Source organism: Pseudovibrio sp. WM33 (assembly GCF_001623165.1).
GTDB lineage: Bacteria > Pseudomonadota > Alphaproteobacteria > Rhizobiales > Stappiaceae > Pseudovibrio.
Map to the genome: position 1 here is coordinate 84,462 of NZ_LMCK01000124.1, position 14,184 is coordinate 98,645.

Consider the following 14,184-nt stretch of genomic DNA (forward strand, 5'->3'; position numbering starts at 1 on the left):
ACTCCCCTTAACTCATGACGATGTTTGCCGCTGATTCAGGAAGATCTTCCCCGAAACAACGCTGGTAGAACTCAGAGACCAGCGCTTGCTCGGTATCGTCACACTTGTTCAAGAAGGTCAGGCGGAATGAGAAACCGATATCACCAAAGATTTCAGCGTTCTCTGACCATGTGATCACTGTACGTGGGCTCATCACAGTAGAGAGCTCGCCGTTCATGAAAGCGCTACGGGTCATGTCTGCGACGCGAACCATCTTGGAAACGATAGAGCGACCTTCTGCGCCACTGTAGTGTGGAGACTTCGCCAGAACGATCTCTACCTCATTGTCATGAGGCAGGTAGTTCAGTGTGGTTACAATAGACCAGCGGTCCATCTGGCCCTGGTTGATCTGTTGTGTACCGTGGTAAAGGCCGGATGTATCACCAAGACCGACGGTGTTCGCGGTTGCGAACAGGCGGAATGCCGGGTGCGGATTGATCACGCGGTTCTGATCGAGGAGGGTCAAACGTCCGGAAACCTCAAGAACACGCTGGATCACGAACATCACATCTGGACGGCCTGCGTCGTATTCATCAAATACAAGCGCTACGTTGTTTTGAAGAGCCCAAGGAAGAATACCGTCCTTGAACTCGGTGACGGTGTGGCCGTCCTTCACAACAATTGCGTCTTTACCAACAAGATCGATACGAGAGATGTGGCTGTCGAGGTTTACGCGCACACAAGGCCAGTTCAGGCGGGCTGCGACTTGCTCGATGTGAGTTGACTTACCTGTTCCGTGGTAGCCGGAGACCATCACACGACGGTTTTTTGCAAAACCTGCCAGGATTGCGAGAGTTGTTGCGCGATCAAACAGATAGTCTGGATCGATATCAGGAACATGTTCGTTTGCTTCAGCGAAGGCTTGCACTTCCATGTCGCTGTCGATGCCAAATACTTCACGTACAGAAATTGTTTCGGTCGGCAGGGTTTGAGCGGTTTGCATCGTATCTATCATTTTTCCTCCGCGGCCCCACGTCGAAATCGGGGTAATGAAAATCTAAAAAATTCTAAGAGATCCGGGAACTGGTCAAACGTATGACCTAGCAATAACCGGATTTCTTGAGCACGTTGTAGGCCTGAATAATCTCGCGCAAGCGGTCTTCCGAAGAGCGGTCGCCACCATTGGCATCAGGGTGATGAATCTTTACCAGCTCTTTATAGCGAGTTTTTATCTCGGCGCCACGGGCGGTTACCCGAAGGTTCAATGTTTCAAATGACCTTTTCTCAAGTGCCAGTACCTTACGTTGCGGTTCCTGAGGTTGGCTGCGTGCTCCGGTGGCGCCAGCGAAGATGTTGTGCGGGTCGTTTACGTCTTCGCCACCGATGTTTGTACGGCTTCCATCGCGGGCATTCGCGGCGTCTGCCTGCGAGTTTACGCCCATTTTCCAGGTGGGGCGATGTCCTGTCATGCTATCGCGCTGGTAGCTGCGAACACTGTCATCGTCCATGCCGGAAAAATAATTATACGATTTGTTGTAGGCCTTTACGTGGTCTACGCAAAAATGAAAGTACTGGCCTTCCCGATCGCGACCTTTCGGTGCTTTATGGGTGCCGGGCTGGTCGCAACCGTCCCATTCGCACTTTGGGCCTTTTGAGCTTGTTGTGCGTTCTTTGCCGGGTTTTACGCGAATGCTGTCGAAAATGGAGGATGCTTGCTTCATTTTTCGGTTTTCAGTTGCCTTGCGATTGGGTTAGCACCTGCCATAAAGCAGGTAGCCGACATAAATAGAAAAAAGTGACCCTGTTAGGCAAGGCCTTGACGACGGTTTCCTACGTGAGAGATATAGAAAACATGAGCACAAGAGACATCATGATCACTAAACTGGAAGCCGCGTTTAAGCCGCAGCTTCTTGAAGTCACCGACGAATCCGAGAGTCACCGCGGTCACGGCGGCTGGCGCGAGGGTGGACAAACCCACTTCCGGATCAAGATCATATCCACAGCCTTTGAGGGTATGTCCCGCGTCGCTATGCATCGTGCAGTAAACGAATGCATGGCTGAAGAGATCGCCGGAGGCATTCACGCGCTTGCCATTGAAGCCAAATCTCACACGTAATTGGTTCTTACAGTAATTGGTACATTGGCACAGCTAAATCAATGCGGCAAATGGCTAGTACGTTGCAGGCGCTCGTGTTTTACCCGTTTGCGTTGTTATGTGCGTTGATTTGAGCGTTTTACGATAATTTTGCGTTCTTTAAGGGACTACAGAAAAGGAAATGGGCCCGGCTGGGCCCATTTTTATTTGCTGGCTTTTTTCGCATCCTGAAGCGGGCTGAGCGCCATCATGCGCAAGCGCGTGATGCGGTTCTTTTCCCGGCTCAGGACTGTGAAGCGGAATCCGTGGAAGGTGAAGATCTGACGTTCCTCGGGGATCATTTTTGCTTCGTGAATAACGAGACCGGCGATGGTTGTCGCTTCGTCGTCTGGCAGGTTCCAATCGGTCGCTCTGTTGAGGTCGCGAATCGGTACGGAGCCTTCGACGATCACGGAACCGTCTGCCTGTGGTTTGAGGCCGGGCAGTTCGATGTCGTGTTCGTCTGCGATTTCACCGACAATCTCTTCCAGAATGTCCTCCAGCGTGACGAGGCCCATCACTTCGCCGTACTCGTCTACCACGAGAGCGAAGTGGGTTTTGCGCTTCAGGAAGGCGTTGAGCTGGTTCTGAAGGCTGGTGGTGTCCGGTACGAACCAAAGCGGGCTCATGACCTTATCCAGCTCGAACTTCTCCATATCGCCTTTGAGATTTGCGATTGCGCGCAGAACATCCTTGGCGTGGAGCAGGCCGACCATATTGTCGGGATCATCACGCCATAGCGGAATACGGGTGAACGGGCTGGCCAGCACTTCTTCCACCAGCTCTTCCGGTGGCAGGTCGGCATTGAGTGCGAACAGCTTGGTGCGATGAACCATCACGTCAGACACTTCAAGCTCAACCAGATCCAGCAGGCCGCCAATACGGTCTTTATCCGCTTTGATCAGGCCGCCTTCTTTATGCTGAAGGTCCAGTGTGCCGCGCAACTCTTCGTGTGCTGACAGGACGGCTGTGGAATCATCAATGCGAATGCCGAAGATGCGCAGGACGAGGCGTACGATTACCTCGATGGCGGCAACGATCGGTCCAAAGACAATCACCAGCACGCGAACAACAGGTGCAACGCTGAGTGCGAATTTTTCTGCGTTTGCGATCGCCCATGTTTTTGGCAGCACTTCAGAGAAGATCAGGACCAGAAGCGTCATGACCAGTGTTGCGTAGGCGACGCCTGCGTCTCCGAAGAGCTTCAGGAACAGGGATGTTGCGAGTGCAGAGGCCAGAATGTTGACAAGGTTGTTGCCGAGCAGCAGTGCACCGATGAGGCGCTCTCTGAACTCGATCAGCCTTGCAACAATAAGCGCTCTTTTATTACCGGATTTGACCAGCGCATGCATACGGGCGCGTGATGCTGCTGTCAGGGCAGTCTCCGACCCGGAAAAAAAGCCCGAAAGAACGAGCAAAATTACAATAGCGACAACGGAAGCCCAGAAAGCGTAGTCCGTCATTTGCCGAGTTTCTCCTCAAGAAACGCGCGGAGGGGTTCCGCGCTTACAGTTTTATCGACATAGGAAGTGCCGATGCCTTTTGTAAGGATAAAAGTGAGCTGACCACGACTTACTTTTTTGTCCTGTGCAATCAAGTCCATAAAAGTGTCGATTGGTGGCAGCTGACCGGGGATCTGATCAATGCGCGTTGGCAGGCCGACGGCCTCCAAATGCGTGATGACACGCTTGGTGTCTTCCGCCGGGCACAGGCCAAGCTGCTCTGAAAATTCATGGGCCAATACCATGCCGATGGAAACGCCTTCTCCGTGCACCAGTCGTTCAGTCTCATAGGCAACGGCACCTTCCAGCGAATGACCAAAGGTGTGACCGAGATTGAGCAGTGCGCGGTTGCCGGATTCCAGCTCGTCCGCGGCAACAACAGCTGCTTTGGCACGGCAGGAATGGGCGACTGCGTGTTCTCGTTCAGGCCCGCCAGCGAAGATACCTTCCCAATTGGCTTCCAGCCATTCGAAGAAGTCCGGATCATTGATCAGGCCGTATTTGGCAACTTCTGCATAACCAGCGCGGAAATCACGCGGGCTGAGCGTATCCAGAACGGATGTATCTGCCAGTACCAAAGCAGGCTGATGAAACACACCGAGCAGGTTTTTGCCATGGCGGGAGTTGATGCCGGTTTTGCCGCCGACAGAGCTGTCGACCTGAGCGAGCAGGGTGGTTGGGATCTGAACGAACTTCATGCCACGGCGAACAACACCGGAGACGAAGCCGGAAAGATCGCCAACAACGCCGCCACCTAAGGCGACAACAGCGTCGCCGCGCTCAAGGCGCAGGGCGAGAATATCATCGCAGAGGCGCTCGAAGATTTCGAAGCGTTTGGTTTTTTCGCCTGCTGGCACAACAAGTGTGCTGAACTCAACACCTGCGGACTGGAAACTTTCTTCCAGTGCCTTCAAGTGGAGTTTCTTGACGGTCTCATCTGTGATGATGACTGTTTTGGCACCTGGGAGGCGGGTGGAGACTTCTTCTCCAGCGCGTTTGATCAGGTTGCGGCCAATGAGGATTGGATAGCTACGGTCGCCCAGGTCAACATTGACGAGCGTGGCGTTATTTTCTTCTGTCACTTTCCAACCTCGTTATTTTCAGATGCCTCATCAGAGAGAGGCGGTAGTCCTTTTTCCAGAGCGATCAGGATTTCTTCCATGACTGCTTCATGGGTCACATCACGCGACCAGATTGCCATGTCCGCTTCTTCATAGATCGGATAGCGCTCATCCATCAGCTTTTGCATGGTTGCCTCAGGATCCGCAGTTTGCAGCAATGGCCGGGTAGGGCGCTTGCGCACGCGGGTCATGATGACAGACAGCTCAGCCTTCATCCAGATGGAGATGCCCTTTTCCTTGATGCGGGAGCGTGTTTCTTCATTGATGAAGGCACCGCCACCTGTTGCGAGGACTTGTGGTCCTTCGTCCAACAGGCGTGCAATGACACGCTTTTCACCTTGCCGGAAATAGCTTTCACCGTGTTCAGCGAATATCTCTGAGATAGAACGATCTGCTGCTTTTTCAATCTCTGAGTCTGCATCAATAAAATTGAGAGCGAGATATTGAGCCAAACGGCGACCTACTGTGGATTTGCCACAGCCCATAATGCCAACAAGTACAATTGGCTTATTGCCGAGGCGCTTCAAAATATCTTGCTGTCGTTGACGTTTTTTGTCTGACTTTGTGTCGTTTGCAGTCACGCCACGCCCTCGCCGATTCATCTACTCTTACTTACGCTTTGACATTATCACACCTTGTCCTGTCAAGGTTCTAGACCAAGAGTGTTTGCCAGCATTTAACTGCTAATTTTCTACAGAAACCGTAGGTGCCCCTTCACAGGCCTGGAGGATATCGCAAAATACGCGGTACACTGGGTGCCTTCGGGTTGAACCTTCACAGTGAAACGGTCTATTTTTGATTGTGAAGTATACTGCTACACCCCACCATCTGCGGGTGATTTAGGGATATCCAGATTTATACGGGAGCATCCGGTTCTGCCATGCCAACATTGATGCGATTGCTGTCTATCATAGGTTTGATCGTTACTGGCGCTGTGCTGAGCATGTATCTGCTTGTCAGCTACGTTGAGCCGGAGCCACGTGAAATTATCGTCGAAATCCAAAAGGAAGGCTTCGAATAGGCTTTTTATGCGTCGAACTCTTGAGACTGAACGCTTTTTTGAAATGTTAAGCGTTGAGCGCGTCAGTGCGTTCAATACGTTGGAAAGCTATCGAACTGACCTGGAAGATTTTGATAGTTTCCTGAGTACGCAAGGTGTGGATCTGCTTGCTGTGCAGGTCACGGATGTCCGTGCCTATCTCTCTGACCTTACTGACCGCGGGTTTGCGGCGTCCTCTCAGGCGCGGCGTCTTTCGGCTCTTCGGCAGTTCTACCAGTTCTGTTATGCCGAGGATATTCGCGACGATGATCCAACCCGAACCGTCGCTTCTCCGCGTAAAGCCTCAACTCTTCCCGGTGTTTTGAGTGAGGAAGAGGTGGATCGGCTGATCGGCAAGGCAGAACAGTTGGCTACTATCACGCATGATAGTGATGCAAAGCAGATCAGAGCTGCACGTGTCTACACATTGTTGGAAGTGCTTTATGCGACGGGCTTGCGTGTTTCCGAACTTGTTTCTCTGCCAGTTTCAGCGGCTATTCGTGATAGTCGTCTTATCACCGTGAAAGGGAAGGGCGGCAAGGAGCGGGCTGTTCCGCTGTCTCTTCGTTCACAGAAGGCCATGGTTGAGTATGTGCGGTTGCGCGCATCTTTAGGGGCCTATGCGGACAGCGTTTGGCTGTTTCCCTCTCACGGAGAGAGTGGGCACTTTACGCGTCAGGCGTTTGGGCGAGACTTGAAGGCGCTTGCGTTGGAAGCGGATATTGACCGCAACAAGGTTTCTCCGCACGTGCTCCGCCACGCCTTCGCTTCACACCTGTTGCAGAACGGCGCTGACCTTCGTGTGGTGCAGCAGCTGCTTGGGCATGCGGACATTTCGACAACGCAGATTTATACCCACGTGCTGGAAGAGCGCCTGCAGAAGTTAGTGCAAGATCATCACCCATTGGCGTGAGGCCGCAGGCACATCAAGACACACGTGTAGCGTTGGATAAAAGCGTTTAAATTTTGGGGAAGAGAAGAGTGGTGCCCCCGGCCAGACTCGAACTGGCACTTCCGAAGAAACCGGATTTTGAATCCGGCGCGTCTACCAGTTCCGCCACGGGGGCAACGGTTGGTAAGGGCGGAATATATCGAGATGGGGTGCGACGTCAATATTTTGATTCAGCTAACCACAGCATTTGTCAGCGTATACTTATATATATTTACGGGGGATAAGGGTGGCGAGGCCATATTTCCGGCCATAATCCTGTGATTGCTGCTGATGATTGAGGTAGGACTCCAGCGTGGGGCTGTTATTGAATGTTACCGCATTGCGAAATGAACCATATTCTTCGCTTGAATGAATGATTGTTTGGAGCATCGCTGACTTATGTTGCGTCGCCTTTATGACTGGACACTTTCCCTTGCTGCGGGGCCACGTGCACCCCATGCGCTGAGCGCTGTCGCCTTTGTGGAAAGCTCTGTCTTTCCGCTTCCGCCTGACCTGCTTCTCATCCCGATGTGTGTGAGCAAACGTCAGCGAGCCTGGTTTTATGCTGCGCTGTGCACTGTGGCTTCTGTTCTGGGTGGTTTGCTAGGGTACCTCATTGGTGCCGTCTTGTTTGAGGAAGTGGCGAAACCGATCCTCGCGTTTTATGGTTACATGGATAAGTTTGACCAGTTTAAGCAAATCTTTGAGGACTGGGGCTGGTGGTTTGTGTTTATCGCTGGTTTGACGCCATTTCCGTACAAAGTAATAACTATTGCGAGTGGTGTTTTTGCTCTGAATCTTCCAGTGTTCATCGTGGCGAGCATCGTCTCCCGTGGAATTCGGTTTTTTGCGGTCGCGGGGCTTTTGTATCTGTTTGGACCAGCAATTCGGGATTTCATCGAAAAGCGGCTGGGGCTGGTGTTCACTGTGTTTGTGGTGCTGCTGGTTGGTGGTTTCGCTCTGATCAAGTTTCTTTAAAGCGGCTGTCGTTTCTTTGAGAATGGGACAGTTGCTTTAATCTGTTTTGTGGCGCGTGTTCTTTGGAGTGCTGGTTTGGAGCCTCGGGAATGCGCAGGAGAGGTTAACTGGAAATGCTAGGACGCTTTTTTGCGCTGCTTCTGAAAGATCCGCTCACCTCTGGTGCTGCGCTGGTGACACTGGGTAGTGCCACGGCGTTGGCGACCGCGTGGGGTTTTGAGCTTATTGGTGGTTTCAAGCCATGCCCGTTGTGTCTCATTCAGCGTAATCCGTACTATGCTGGTCTGGTGCTGGGTATTCTGGCGCTGATCTTTACCCGGACCGAGAAGCTGCGCTGGGTTTCTGTGCTGGCACTGCTGGGTGCGGCGGGTGGTTTTCTGTATGGCGGCGGTGTTGGTATTTATCAGGCTGGCGCAGAGTGGGAACTCTGGCTTGGCCCGAATGACTGTGCCGCTGGTGGCAGCATGGAGTTGGGATCTGCTTCCAACATGCTGCAGAGCCTTGCGACCACTAAGGTTGTGAGCTGCTCCGTTGCGCAGTTCCGTATCTTCGGTCTGTCGTTTGCTGGTCTGAATGTGATTTACGCCACAGTGATGGTTTTCATTACGCTGTGCGGTCTGGTGCTTCCTCGCAAGAGCTGAAGTTCCAGTGCTTTGTTTTGATATGAAAAAAGCCCGGGGCTCTACGCAGCTCCGGGCTTTTTTGTGTCAGTCACAAAGAGAGGGGCTTAGCCTTCTTCTTTGTTGTAGCGCTCGATGCTTTCTACGATCAGACGCTTTGCTTCGTCCGCACCGTGAATGCCGGTGATCTTCACCCATTTGTTTGGCTCAAGATCTTTGTAGTGCTCGAAGAAGTGCTCAATCTGCTTGATGGTGATTTCAGGCAGGTCTTCGATGTTGTGTACGGATTCGTAACGACGGGTCAGCTTGCTGCTTGGGACAGCGATGATTTTCTCATCCTGACCGGATTCGTCTTCCATGACCAGAACGCCGATCGGACGGCAGCTCATGACGGCGCCTGGAACGATCGGGCGCTGGTTCACAACAACTACGTCGATTGGGTCGCCATCACCGCACAGGGTGTGTGGAACGAAGCCGTAGTTGCCTGGGTAACGCATAGGGGTGTAGAGGAAGCGATCGACGTACATTGCGCCGGATTCTTTTTCCATCTCGTATTTGATCGGCTCACCGCCAACTGGAACTTCAATAATGACATTGACGTCCTCAGGTGGGTTCTTACCGACAGGAATACGATCGATACGCATTTATGTATACTCCAATTTCATTTGCTGCCTGTATTACAGGGGCATCGGCCTGTTGCAAGATATATTTCGCAGTCGAGCTTGCGTATTTCGTTCAAGTAATTCCTGTCGGATAACTCTGGGATAAGTGGGTGCTTAATGTTGAAGAATTTTCAGTTCCTCATTGTTGCCATGACCGGAATTTTTATGTGCAGTCAGGCTTCGGCTGAGAGTGTTTATTCCACGCTGGATTTAAACGAGACATGCGAGCTTCAAGACACCCCCGAAAATGCAGTGGGCTCTGCCGTGTGGATGTGTCAGGGGTATAACGGTATCCCCGTTTACGTGGCTGAGGGTGATTTGCGGTTCTTCGTCAGTTATGGCGAGCAGGCGCGAGATGAACCTGCGGCGACGCAAGGCCTGAGTCCGTGGAACCGGCTTGGCTCCACCATTGAGTGGGTGCTGGAAGGTGGTGAGCCTGTGGCGACCATCTTGCGGTGGCATACGGACATTCCGGCGGATGTTGCGGGGGATGATAAAGCGGATGCGGACGGTTTCTATCGCGGGCAGGTGCTGGTGATCACTCAGCTGGGGCAGGGTAAGACTTGTCACGTCGGTTACGTGGATGCCCGTGCGACCAAGAATGCCAATAAGCTGGCGCGGGATGCTGCGGGGCTTTTGGCCGGAATATGGGATTGTACCAGTCAGCCGAAACTACTTGGGGGTGGTGGCCTGTCCCTTGGTCTCACTGATTAAGAGCCAGCGGTTTATCGCAGCGATAAGTTGTAGGGGGAAGCGGTTCGGTTCTCCTTCAGCACTGTGACGAGTGGGTCAACGGGGGGTAGGGGTGAGAGTCTTCACCACAGCTCCACAGAACCGAACCTGCTTGGGCAACAACGATAATTTGGCTGGCATTCGTGGCTCCTCAATGACCCAATTGGGGCGAAATAGAGAAACTACTGTGACAATTTTAGCGTGTACTCTGAATTCTCACGGGGTCCTTTGCCGGGCAGCAAAAGGAGGTTCCCTTGCGTTCTTTCAGGCTTTGCCGCAGGATGGGCGGATTATGTGGTAAAATGGGGTTGCCGATGGCTTAGCGTGCGTCGCGGATTTCCAAATTCACGCTGCGTGCTCAACCAGATTGCCTCGGCGCATCCGCGATGCGAGAGCCGATATTCTGCTTTCTCCGGGATGCCCAACCACAGGATCTGAACGCAGGAGGCCTTCATGAGTGAAGGGGATGATATTGCAATAGTGTCCGGGAGCGTTCGCTCTCTTGATGGTGGCGCCAACAGCGCAGCCGTTCAACAAAAACCGAACCTCCCGAAACCGATAGTTGCTTTTCATCGAACGGAACTCGATCAGATCCTCAGGCTGTACGGACGCATGGTTGCCAGCGGCGAGTGGCGTGATTACGCCATCGGCCACGGAACAGACAAGGCGATCTTCGCCATTTTCCGCCGTGCCAGTGAAATGCCGCTCTACCGTATTGAAAAAGACCCCAAGCTTGCCCGCAAACAAGGTGCCTACTGCGTTGTTGGCACTGGCGGTGTGATCCTAAAACGCGGCCACGAGCTGGCCAACGTGCTCAAGGTGCTTGAGAAGAAGAAGCACCTGCGCGTGGTGGAGTGATTTGGCGGACGGTTGGTCCGCTACTGGATAGCTCTGATGAATTTCAGAATGATGCTTTGCTGATGTGAAGCGCGAAAGGCGTGAAGCGATGGGGTGGTCTCGAATTGCGTTGCTTCTCCTTGTCCTTGTGGATGTTATGGGGCAAGGGCTGATTTTTCCGATCGTCAATAGCCTTGTGATGGTGCCTGGCAGTACCTTTGTTCCCCTTGGAGATTCTCTTGCTATCCGGGAGATTGATTTCAGTCTCTTGACCGGAGCGTTCTACATCAGCTGGTTTTTTGGTGGCGCTTACATATCCAAGCTGTCGGACTATATCGGGCGTAAGAAGGCTATTCTTATTTGTCTGTTTGGTGCCTTGTTCGGATATGGGCTGGCAGTGGTTGCTGTGATTTGGTCAAATTTGGCTTTACTGGTGCTTGCGCGTGCAATTACCGGGTTCGCTGCAGGCAATCAGCCAATCGCACAGGCCGCTCTTGTTGATCTTAGCACTACGAGTGCAGAGAGAAACCGGAATATGGGATACGTGACAGCAGCCATTGCACTTGGCTTGATTATCGGGCCTCTGTTTGCGGGAACGCTCAGTGACCCGTCAATCATGGGCAGTTATGCTTCGCTTGAACTGCCCTTTTATGCAGCACTGTTGCTGATCCTGATCAACATTGTTCTGATCATTATTTTCTTTGAGGAAACAAATCAAACACGCCGCAAAATAGATTTTGGCCTGTCAGAGGTCTTTCTCGTTCTTTGGCGGGCACATTCAAGGCCAACAATCCTGAAGCTGTGTGCTGTTTTTCTTTTTATAGAGGTGGGGCTGAGCGCCTTTTACATCTATCTCAACAACTACATGGTGCTGCGTTTTGGGTTTGATACCCTTCAAAACAGCATTCTCATGATCATCTTCGGATCGGTTTTGGCTCTTGTGAGTGCACTTCTGGTGGGGCCAATATCCCAACGATTTTCGAAGGTGGCGACGATTTTTGTGAGTGTGACTGTGATGGGTGTTGGGTTGCTGGCCTTTACCGTGAACGACGTGGCGTGGCTCTCTTACCTGCTAACAGTGCCAATCGTGGCAGCCTTTGCACTGACCCTGCCGCTTATGTTTTCTCTGTTTTCTGCTGCTGTTGATGAAAGCGAGCAAGGCTGGATTATGGGGATCACCATTTCGAGCTCAACGGGTGGGCAGTTCCTGCTTGCTATTGCCGGAGCCTCGTTGATGACCGCTAACATTCATGGCGTGTTTATCGCGGGCATCGCCTGCTTTGCCATTGCTTTGGGGCTCATTTTCGTTCTGTGGCGCCAACCGGATATTCGAGCTTTGGATTATGGATAGATGCTGGAATGGATTGTGAGTGAGACGGGGACCGCAATCAGTATGTGGTAGACGAGCAGTCTGAGAAACTGCCCGTCATGGATTGAAGTTGTCGCTTATGAAACTCGTTCTAGTGCTTCTGAAAACGCCTGCCAGAGCTCTTCTACCGGCTCACATCCCACGGACAAACGAATAAAGGCGGGGTCTACTGCATCTCCCCAGCGTGCACGCCGTTCTGCTGAGCTATGAACGCCGCCAAATGAGGTGGCAGGGCGCAAGAGTGCACATGAGTTGATGAACTCTTCAGCCTGGGCTTCTGTTTCAAGTGTGAGGGAGATCAGGAAACCAAATCGTATCTGTTGAGTTTTGGCCAGTGCGTGGGCTGGGTCGGTTTCCAAGCCTGGGAAACGAATGGATTTTACAGCAGGGTGCTTTGCAAACCGCTCTGCAAGCAGTGCTGCAGAATTGCACATCCGATCATAACGCACATCCAATGTTTCGAGGCCACGATGCAACAGCCATGCTTCTTGTGGGCCGGGAATGGAGCCGGAAAATTTGCGCCACTCTTCGACGGCCTTTAAAATCTCATGGTTTCGGCTGGCGACATGACCCATCAGGGCGTCTGAATGACCTGCCATGGATTTTGTATCTGAAGAGACAACGATATCTATTCCAAAATCTAAAGGGCGCTGACCAAGTGGTGTGAGGGTGGTGTTGTCACAGATTGTGATGCCACCTGCAGCTCGTACAGCAGACGCAATTGCTTTCATATCCAGTAGATCGAGGCCTGGATTTGAGGGCGTTTCCAGAAACACAACGTTAAACCCGTCAAAGCCACCTGTGGTAAACTCGGCGGTGTCCCGTTCAACAACTTCAACGCCAAACTTTGCCAGAAATTGGCTGGAGAGGATGCGGGTCACATAGTAGCCGTCTGCCGGGACCAGCAGTCGATCACCGGCTTTGAGCGTTGCGAACAGAGCCGCAGAAATCGCAGCCATTCCGGATGGAAAACAAAGGCAAGGCGCTGCTTCGAGATGGGCAAGAGCATGTTCAAGCTGGGTCCATGTTGGATTGTTGGCACGACCGTAATTTGGGAAGTCCTCCGGCAATCCTGGAAGATGGTACATTGAGCTCTGTACCAGAGGTAACGCAATCGGCTCACCCTTAGACAGGTTCTGACCGCGCAAATGCAGGAACTCGCCCATGTTTGGTGAAGTGCGTTGTGTCATGCGGAATCTCCCATTGGATCGTATCAGCGCGCGCTCCGCACCGAGATGTTGTTTATGCAGGCCTTTATGAGGGGGCTCATTGGTCAAGACACTGATGGTAATCTACGCGTTACAGAAATGTCCATCTTCCAATGAAATCGGAGAAAACGTTATTTTGTAAAGCGGAGTATTTTTCGCTTAACTCGTTGTATATTCATCATAAAATGTGGATCTTATGCTTATTCCAACAGGCTCGATCTAGTGGAAAATATGTAGAATCAATATCAGAGCATAATCCCGGAGGATACAGAGCCTTTGGTTGCTTTTTGCAATAGTGGGATATCCCGCTCAAACACGAGGCATCGGTCATCACGCCAAAGCATTCTTCAGCCGTGTTGTGGCGATCAGTTTGGGCAGACGCCAGATGATTGGCAGGGAGATGAGGACTGCGATGAGGATGTAGTAGACGGGGGCATAGTCTTTGCCGGTTTGACTTACCAGATACGTGGCGACGATTGGGGTGGTGCCGCCGAAGAGGGCCATGCTCAGATTGTATCCGAGAGCGACAACGCTGCAGCGCAAGTGGTCTGGCGCCATTAAGGTGAGGCCGAACTGTCCAAGAGAAACGGATGCGATGTCTTCTTGGAGCATAAGCCACCAGCAGGGGCCCGCGAGGATGAAGGTTGCCAAGGCTCCAGCGAGAAAAGCTGGTCGCAACCCAAACCGGTCTGCAGCTAGTCCGCAAACTGGAATAAACAGAGCCATAACAATCAGATTGAGTGTTGTGACATTGAGAGCCGTGGACGAGCCAAAGCCTGGCTCTGCGCTTAAATACGAAACCGCATAGACGTAAATTACAAAGTAAATCACAGCGGTTGGAATGAGCAGCAAGATCATTTGTCCGATCAAACCGGAATGATCTCGCAGGCTTTGCCAGACAGGTGATGAGTTATCTGCCGGGTCTTCGTCCAGTACTGTGTCGGTGATGTTTCGCCTGATGACTGCGCTGAAGATTGCGACCAGCGTGCCGAAACCGAAAGCCAGACGCCATCCCCAATCTGCCATCTGTTCGGCTGAAAGAAGGAGGCTGATACCGGCTGGAACAGCCGAG

The 14,184-nt window shown here is 52.3% G+C and carries 15 protein-coding genes, 1 tRNA gene and 1 pseudogene; 8 read left to right on the plus strand and 9 right to left on the minus strand.

Annotated elements, in window-relative coordinates; genetic code table 11:
• Positions 1–7 precede the first annotated feature (7 nt).
• Complete coding sequence (gene cobS / locus PsWM33_RS21590; protein ID WP_057463513.1) at positions 8–994, minus strand: cobaltochelatase subunit CobS; 987 nt, start codon at positions 992–994, stop codon at positions 8–10.
• An 85-nt stretch (positions 995–1,079) separates the two neighbouring features.
• Positions 1,080–1,700, minus strand: coding sequence for a J domain-containing protein (locus PsWM33_RS21595; protein WP_057463512.1), 621 nt, complete (start codon positions 1,698–1,700; stop codon positions 1,080–1,082).
• A gap of 131 nt (positions 1,701–1,831) precedes the next feature.
• Between PsWM33_RS21595 and PsWM33_RS21600 the strand changes: the two genes are divergently transcribed.
• On the plus strand, positions 1,832–2,095 hold the full coding sequence (locus PsWM33_RS21600; RefSeq protein ID WP_063301596.1) for a BolA family protein: 264 nt from the start codon (positions 1,832–1,834) through the stop codon (positions 2,093–2,095).
• 182 nt (positions 2,096–2,277) lie between these two features.
• Here the strand turns inward: PsWM33_RS21600 and PsWM33_RS21605 are convergent, their stop codons facing one another.
• From PsWM33_RS21605 to PsWM33_RS21615, 3 genes are read right to left on the minus strand one after another with little or no spacing between them, the layout of a single operon-like run.
• Entirely contained in the window at positions 2,278–3,576 is a 1,299-nt protein-coding gene (locus PsWM33_RS21605; RefSeq protein ID WP_057463510.1) for an HlyC/CorC family transporter, read from the minus strand.
• On the minus strand, positions 3,573–4,697 hold the full coding sequence (gene aroB, locus PsWM33_RS21610; protein ID WP_057463509.1) for a 3-dehydroquinate synthase: 1,125 nt from the start codon (positions 4,695–4,697) through the stop codon (positions 3,573–3,575). Before aroB ends, PsWM33_RS21605 begins: the two co-directional genes overlap by 4 nt.
• On the minus strand, positions 4,694–5,317 hold the full coding sequence (locus PsWM33_RS21615; RefSeq protein WP_153039990.1) for a shikimate kinase: 624 nt from the start codon (positions 5,315–5,317) through the stop codon (positions 4,694–4,696). Before PsWM33_RS21615 ends, aroB begins: the two co-directional genes overlap by 4 nt.
• Positions 5,318–5,616: 299 nt before the next feature.
• On the opposite strand from PsWM33_RS21615, the gene PsWM33_RS27460 reads away from it, so the two are divergent.
• Complete coding sequence (locus tag PsWM33_RS27460) at positions 5,617–5,757, plus strand: hypothetical protein (RefSeq protein WP_167550253.1); 141 nt, start codon at positions 5,617–5,619, stop codon at positions 5,755–5,757.
• Between the two features lie 7 nt (positions 5,758–5,764).
• Entirely contained in the window at positions 5,765–6,688 is a 924-nt protein-coding gene (locus PsWM33_RS21620; protein WP_063301598.1) for a site-specific tyrosine recombinase XerD, read from the plus strand.
• Positions 6,689–6,757: 69 nt separating this feature from the next.
• On the opposite strand, the gene PsWM33_RS21625 is transcribed toward PsWM33_RS21620, so the two are convergent.
• Positions 6,758–6,842 (minus strand) — tRNA-Leu (locus PsWM33_RS21625).
• A 263-nt stretch (positions 6,843–7,105) separates the two neighbouring features.
• On the opposite strand from PsWM33_RS21625, the gene PsWM33_RS21630 reads away from it, so the two are divergent.
• A complete protein-coding gene (locus PsWM33_RS21630) occupies positions 7,106–7,684 on the plus strand; it encodes a YqaA family protein (RefSeq protein WP_063301599.1) in 579 nt (192 codons plus the stop codon).
• A gap of 113 nt (positions 7,685–7,797) precedes the next feature.
• Positions 7,798–8,325, plus strand: a complete 528-nt coding sequence (locus tag PsWM33_RS21635) for a disulfide bond formation protein B (protein ID WP_063301600.1) — start codon at positions 7,798–7,800, stop codon at positions 8,323–8,325.
• A gap of 86 nt (positions 8,326–8,411) precedes the next feature.
• Here the strand turns inward: PsWM33_RS21635 and ppa are convergent, their stop codons facing one another.
• Positions 8,412–8,948 (minus strand): inorganic diphosphatase, encoded by a 537-nt coding sequence (gene ppa, locus PsWM33_RS21640; RefSeq protein ID WP_057463505.1) that lies wholly within the window; start codon positions 8,946–8,948, stop codon positions 8,412–8,414.
• 135 nt (positions 8,949–9,083) lie between these two features.
• Between ppa and PsWM33_RS21645 the strand changes: the two genes are divergently transcribed.
• From PsWM33_RS21645 to PsWM33_RS21655, 3 genes are all read left to right on the plus strand, one after another.
• Positions 9,084–9,680, plus strand: a complete 597-nt coding sequence (locus PsWM33_RS21645) for a hypothetical protein (RefSeq protein ID WP_063301601.1) — start codon at positions 9,084–9,086, stop codon at positions 9,678–9,680.
• A gap of 471 nt (positions 9,681–10,151) precedes the next feature.
• Positions 10,152–10,556, plus strand: a complete 405-nt coding sequence (locus PsWM33_RS21650) for a DUF2794 domain-containing protein (RefSeq protein ID WP_063286068.1) — start codon at positions 10,152–10,154, stop codon at positions 10,554–10,556.
• An 88-nt stretch (positions 10,557–10,644) separates the two neighbouring features.
• Positions 10,645–11,886 carry an MFS transporter gene (locus PsWM33_RS21655; RefSeq protein WP_063301639.1) on the plus strand — a complete coding sequence of 414 codons (1,242 nt, stop codon included), beginning with the start codon at positions 10,645–10,647 and terminating at the stop codon, positions 11,884–11,886.
• Positions 11,887–11,981: 95 nt separating this feature from the next.
• On the opposite strand, the gene PsWM33_RS21660 is transcribed toward PsWM33_RS21655, so the two are convergent.
• Positions 11,982–13,094, minus strand: a complete 1,113-nt coding sequence (locus PsWM33_RS21660) for a cystathionine gamma-lyase (protein ID WP_063301602.1) — start codon at positions 13,092–13,094, stop codon at positions 11,982–11,984.
• Positions 13,095–13,442: 348 nt separating this feature from the next.
• Positions 13,443–14,184, minus strand: a pseudogene (locus PsWM33_RS28160) (MFS transporter); the annotation flags it as partial.

Excerpts from the sequence above, each read along its gene's own strand:
- cobS (WP_057463513.1), bottom strand. The coding sequence starts at position 994 with ATGATAGATACGATGCAAACCGCTCAAACCCTGCCGACCGAAACAATT.
- PsWM33_RS21595 (WP_057463512.1), bottom strand. The coding sequence starts at position 1,700 with ATGAAGCAAGCATCCTCCATTTTCGACAGCATTCGCGTAAAACCCGGC.
- PsWM33_RS21600 (WP_063301596.1), top strand. The coding sequence starts at position 1,832 with ATGAGCACAAGAGACATCATGATCACTAAACTGGAAGCCGCGTTTAAG.
- PsWM33_RS21605 (WP_057463510.1), bottom strand. The coding sequence starts at position 3,576 with ATGACGGACTACGCTTTCTGGGCTTCCGTTGTCGCTATTGTAATTTTG.
- PsWM33_RS27460 (WP_167550253.1), top strand. The coding sequence starts at position 5,617 with ATGCCAACATTGATGCGATTGCTGTCTATCATAGGTTTGATCGTTACT.
- PsWM33_RS21620 (WP_063301598.1), top strand. The coding sequence starts at position 5,765 with ATGCGTCGAACTCTTGAGACTGAACGCTTTTTTGAAATGTTAAGCGTT.
- PsWM33_RS21630 (WP_063301599.1), top strand. The coding sequence starts at position 7,106 with ATGTTGCGTCGCCTTTATGACTGGACACTTTCCCTTGCTGCGGGGCCA.
- PsWM33_RS21635 (WP_063301600.1), top strand. The coding sequence starts at position 7,798 with ATGCTAGGACGCTTTTTTGCGCTGCTTCTGAAAGATCCGCTCACCTCT.
- ppa (WP_057463505.1), bottom strand. The coding sequence starts at position 8,948 with ATGCGTATCGATCGTATTCCTGTCGGTAAGAACCCACCTGAGGACGTC.
- PsWM33_RS21645 (WP_063301601.1), top strand. The coding sequence starts at position 9,084 with ATGTTGAAGAATTTTCAGTTCCTCATTGTTGCCATGACCGGAATTTTT.
- PsWM33_RS21650 (WP_063286068.1), top strand. The coding sequence starts at position 10,152 with ATGAGTGAAGGGGATGATATTGCAATAGTGTCCGGGAGCGTTCGCTCT.
- PsWM33_RS21655 (WP_063301639.1), top strand. The coding sequence starts at position 10,645 with ATGGGGTGGTCTCGAATTGCGTTGCTTCTCCTTGTCCTTGTGGATGTT.
- PsWM33_RS21660 (WP_063301602.1), bottom strand. The coding sequence starts at position 13,094 with ATGACACAACGCACTTCACCAAACATGGGCGAGTTCCTGCATTTGCGC.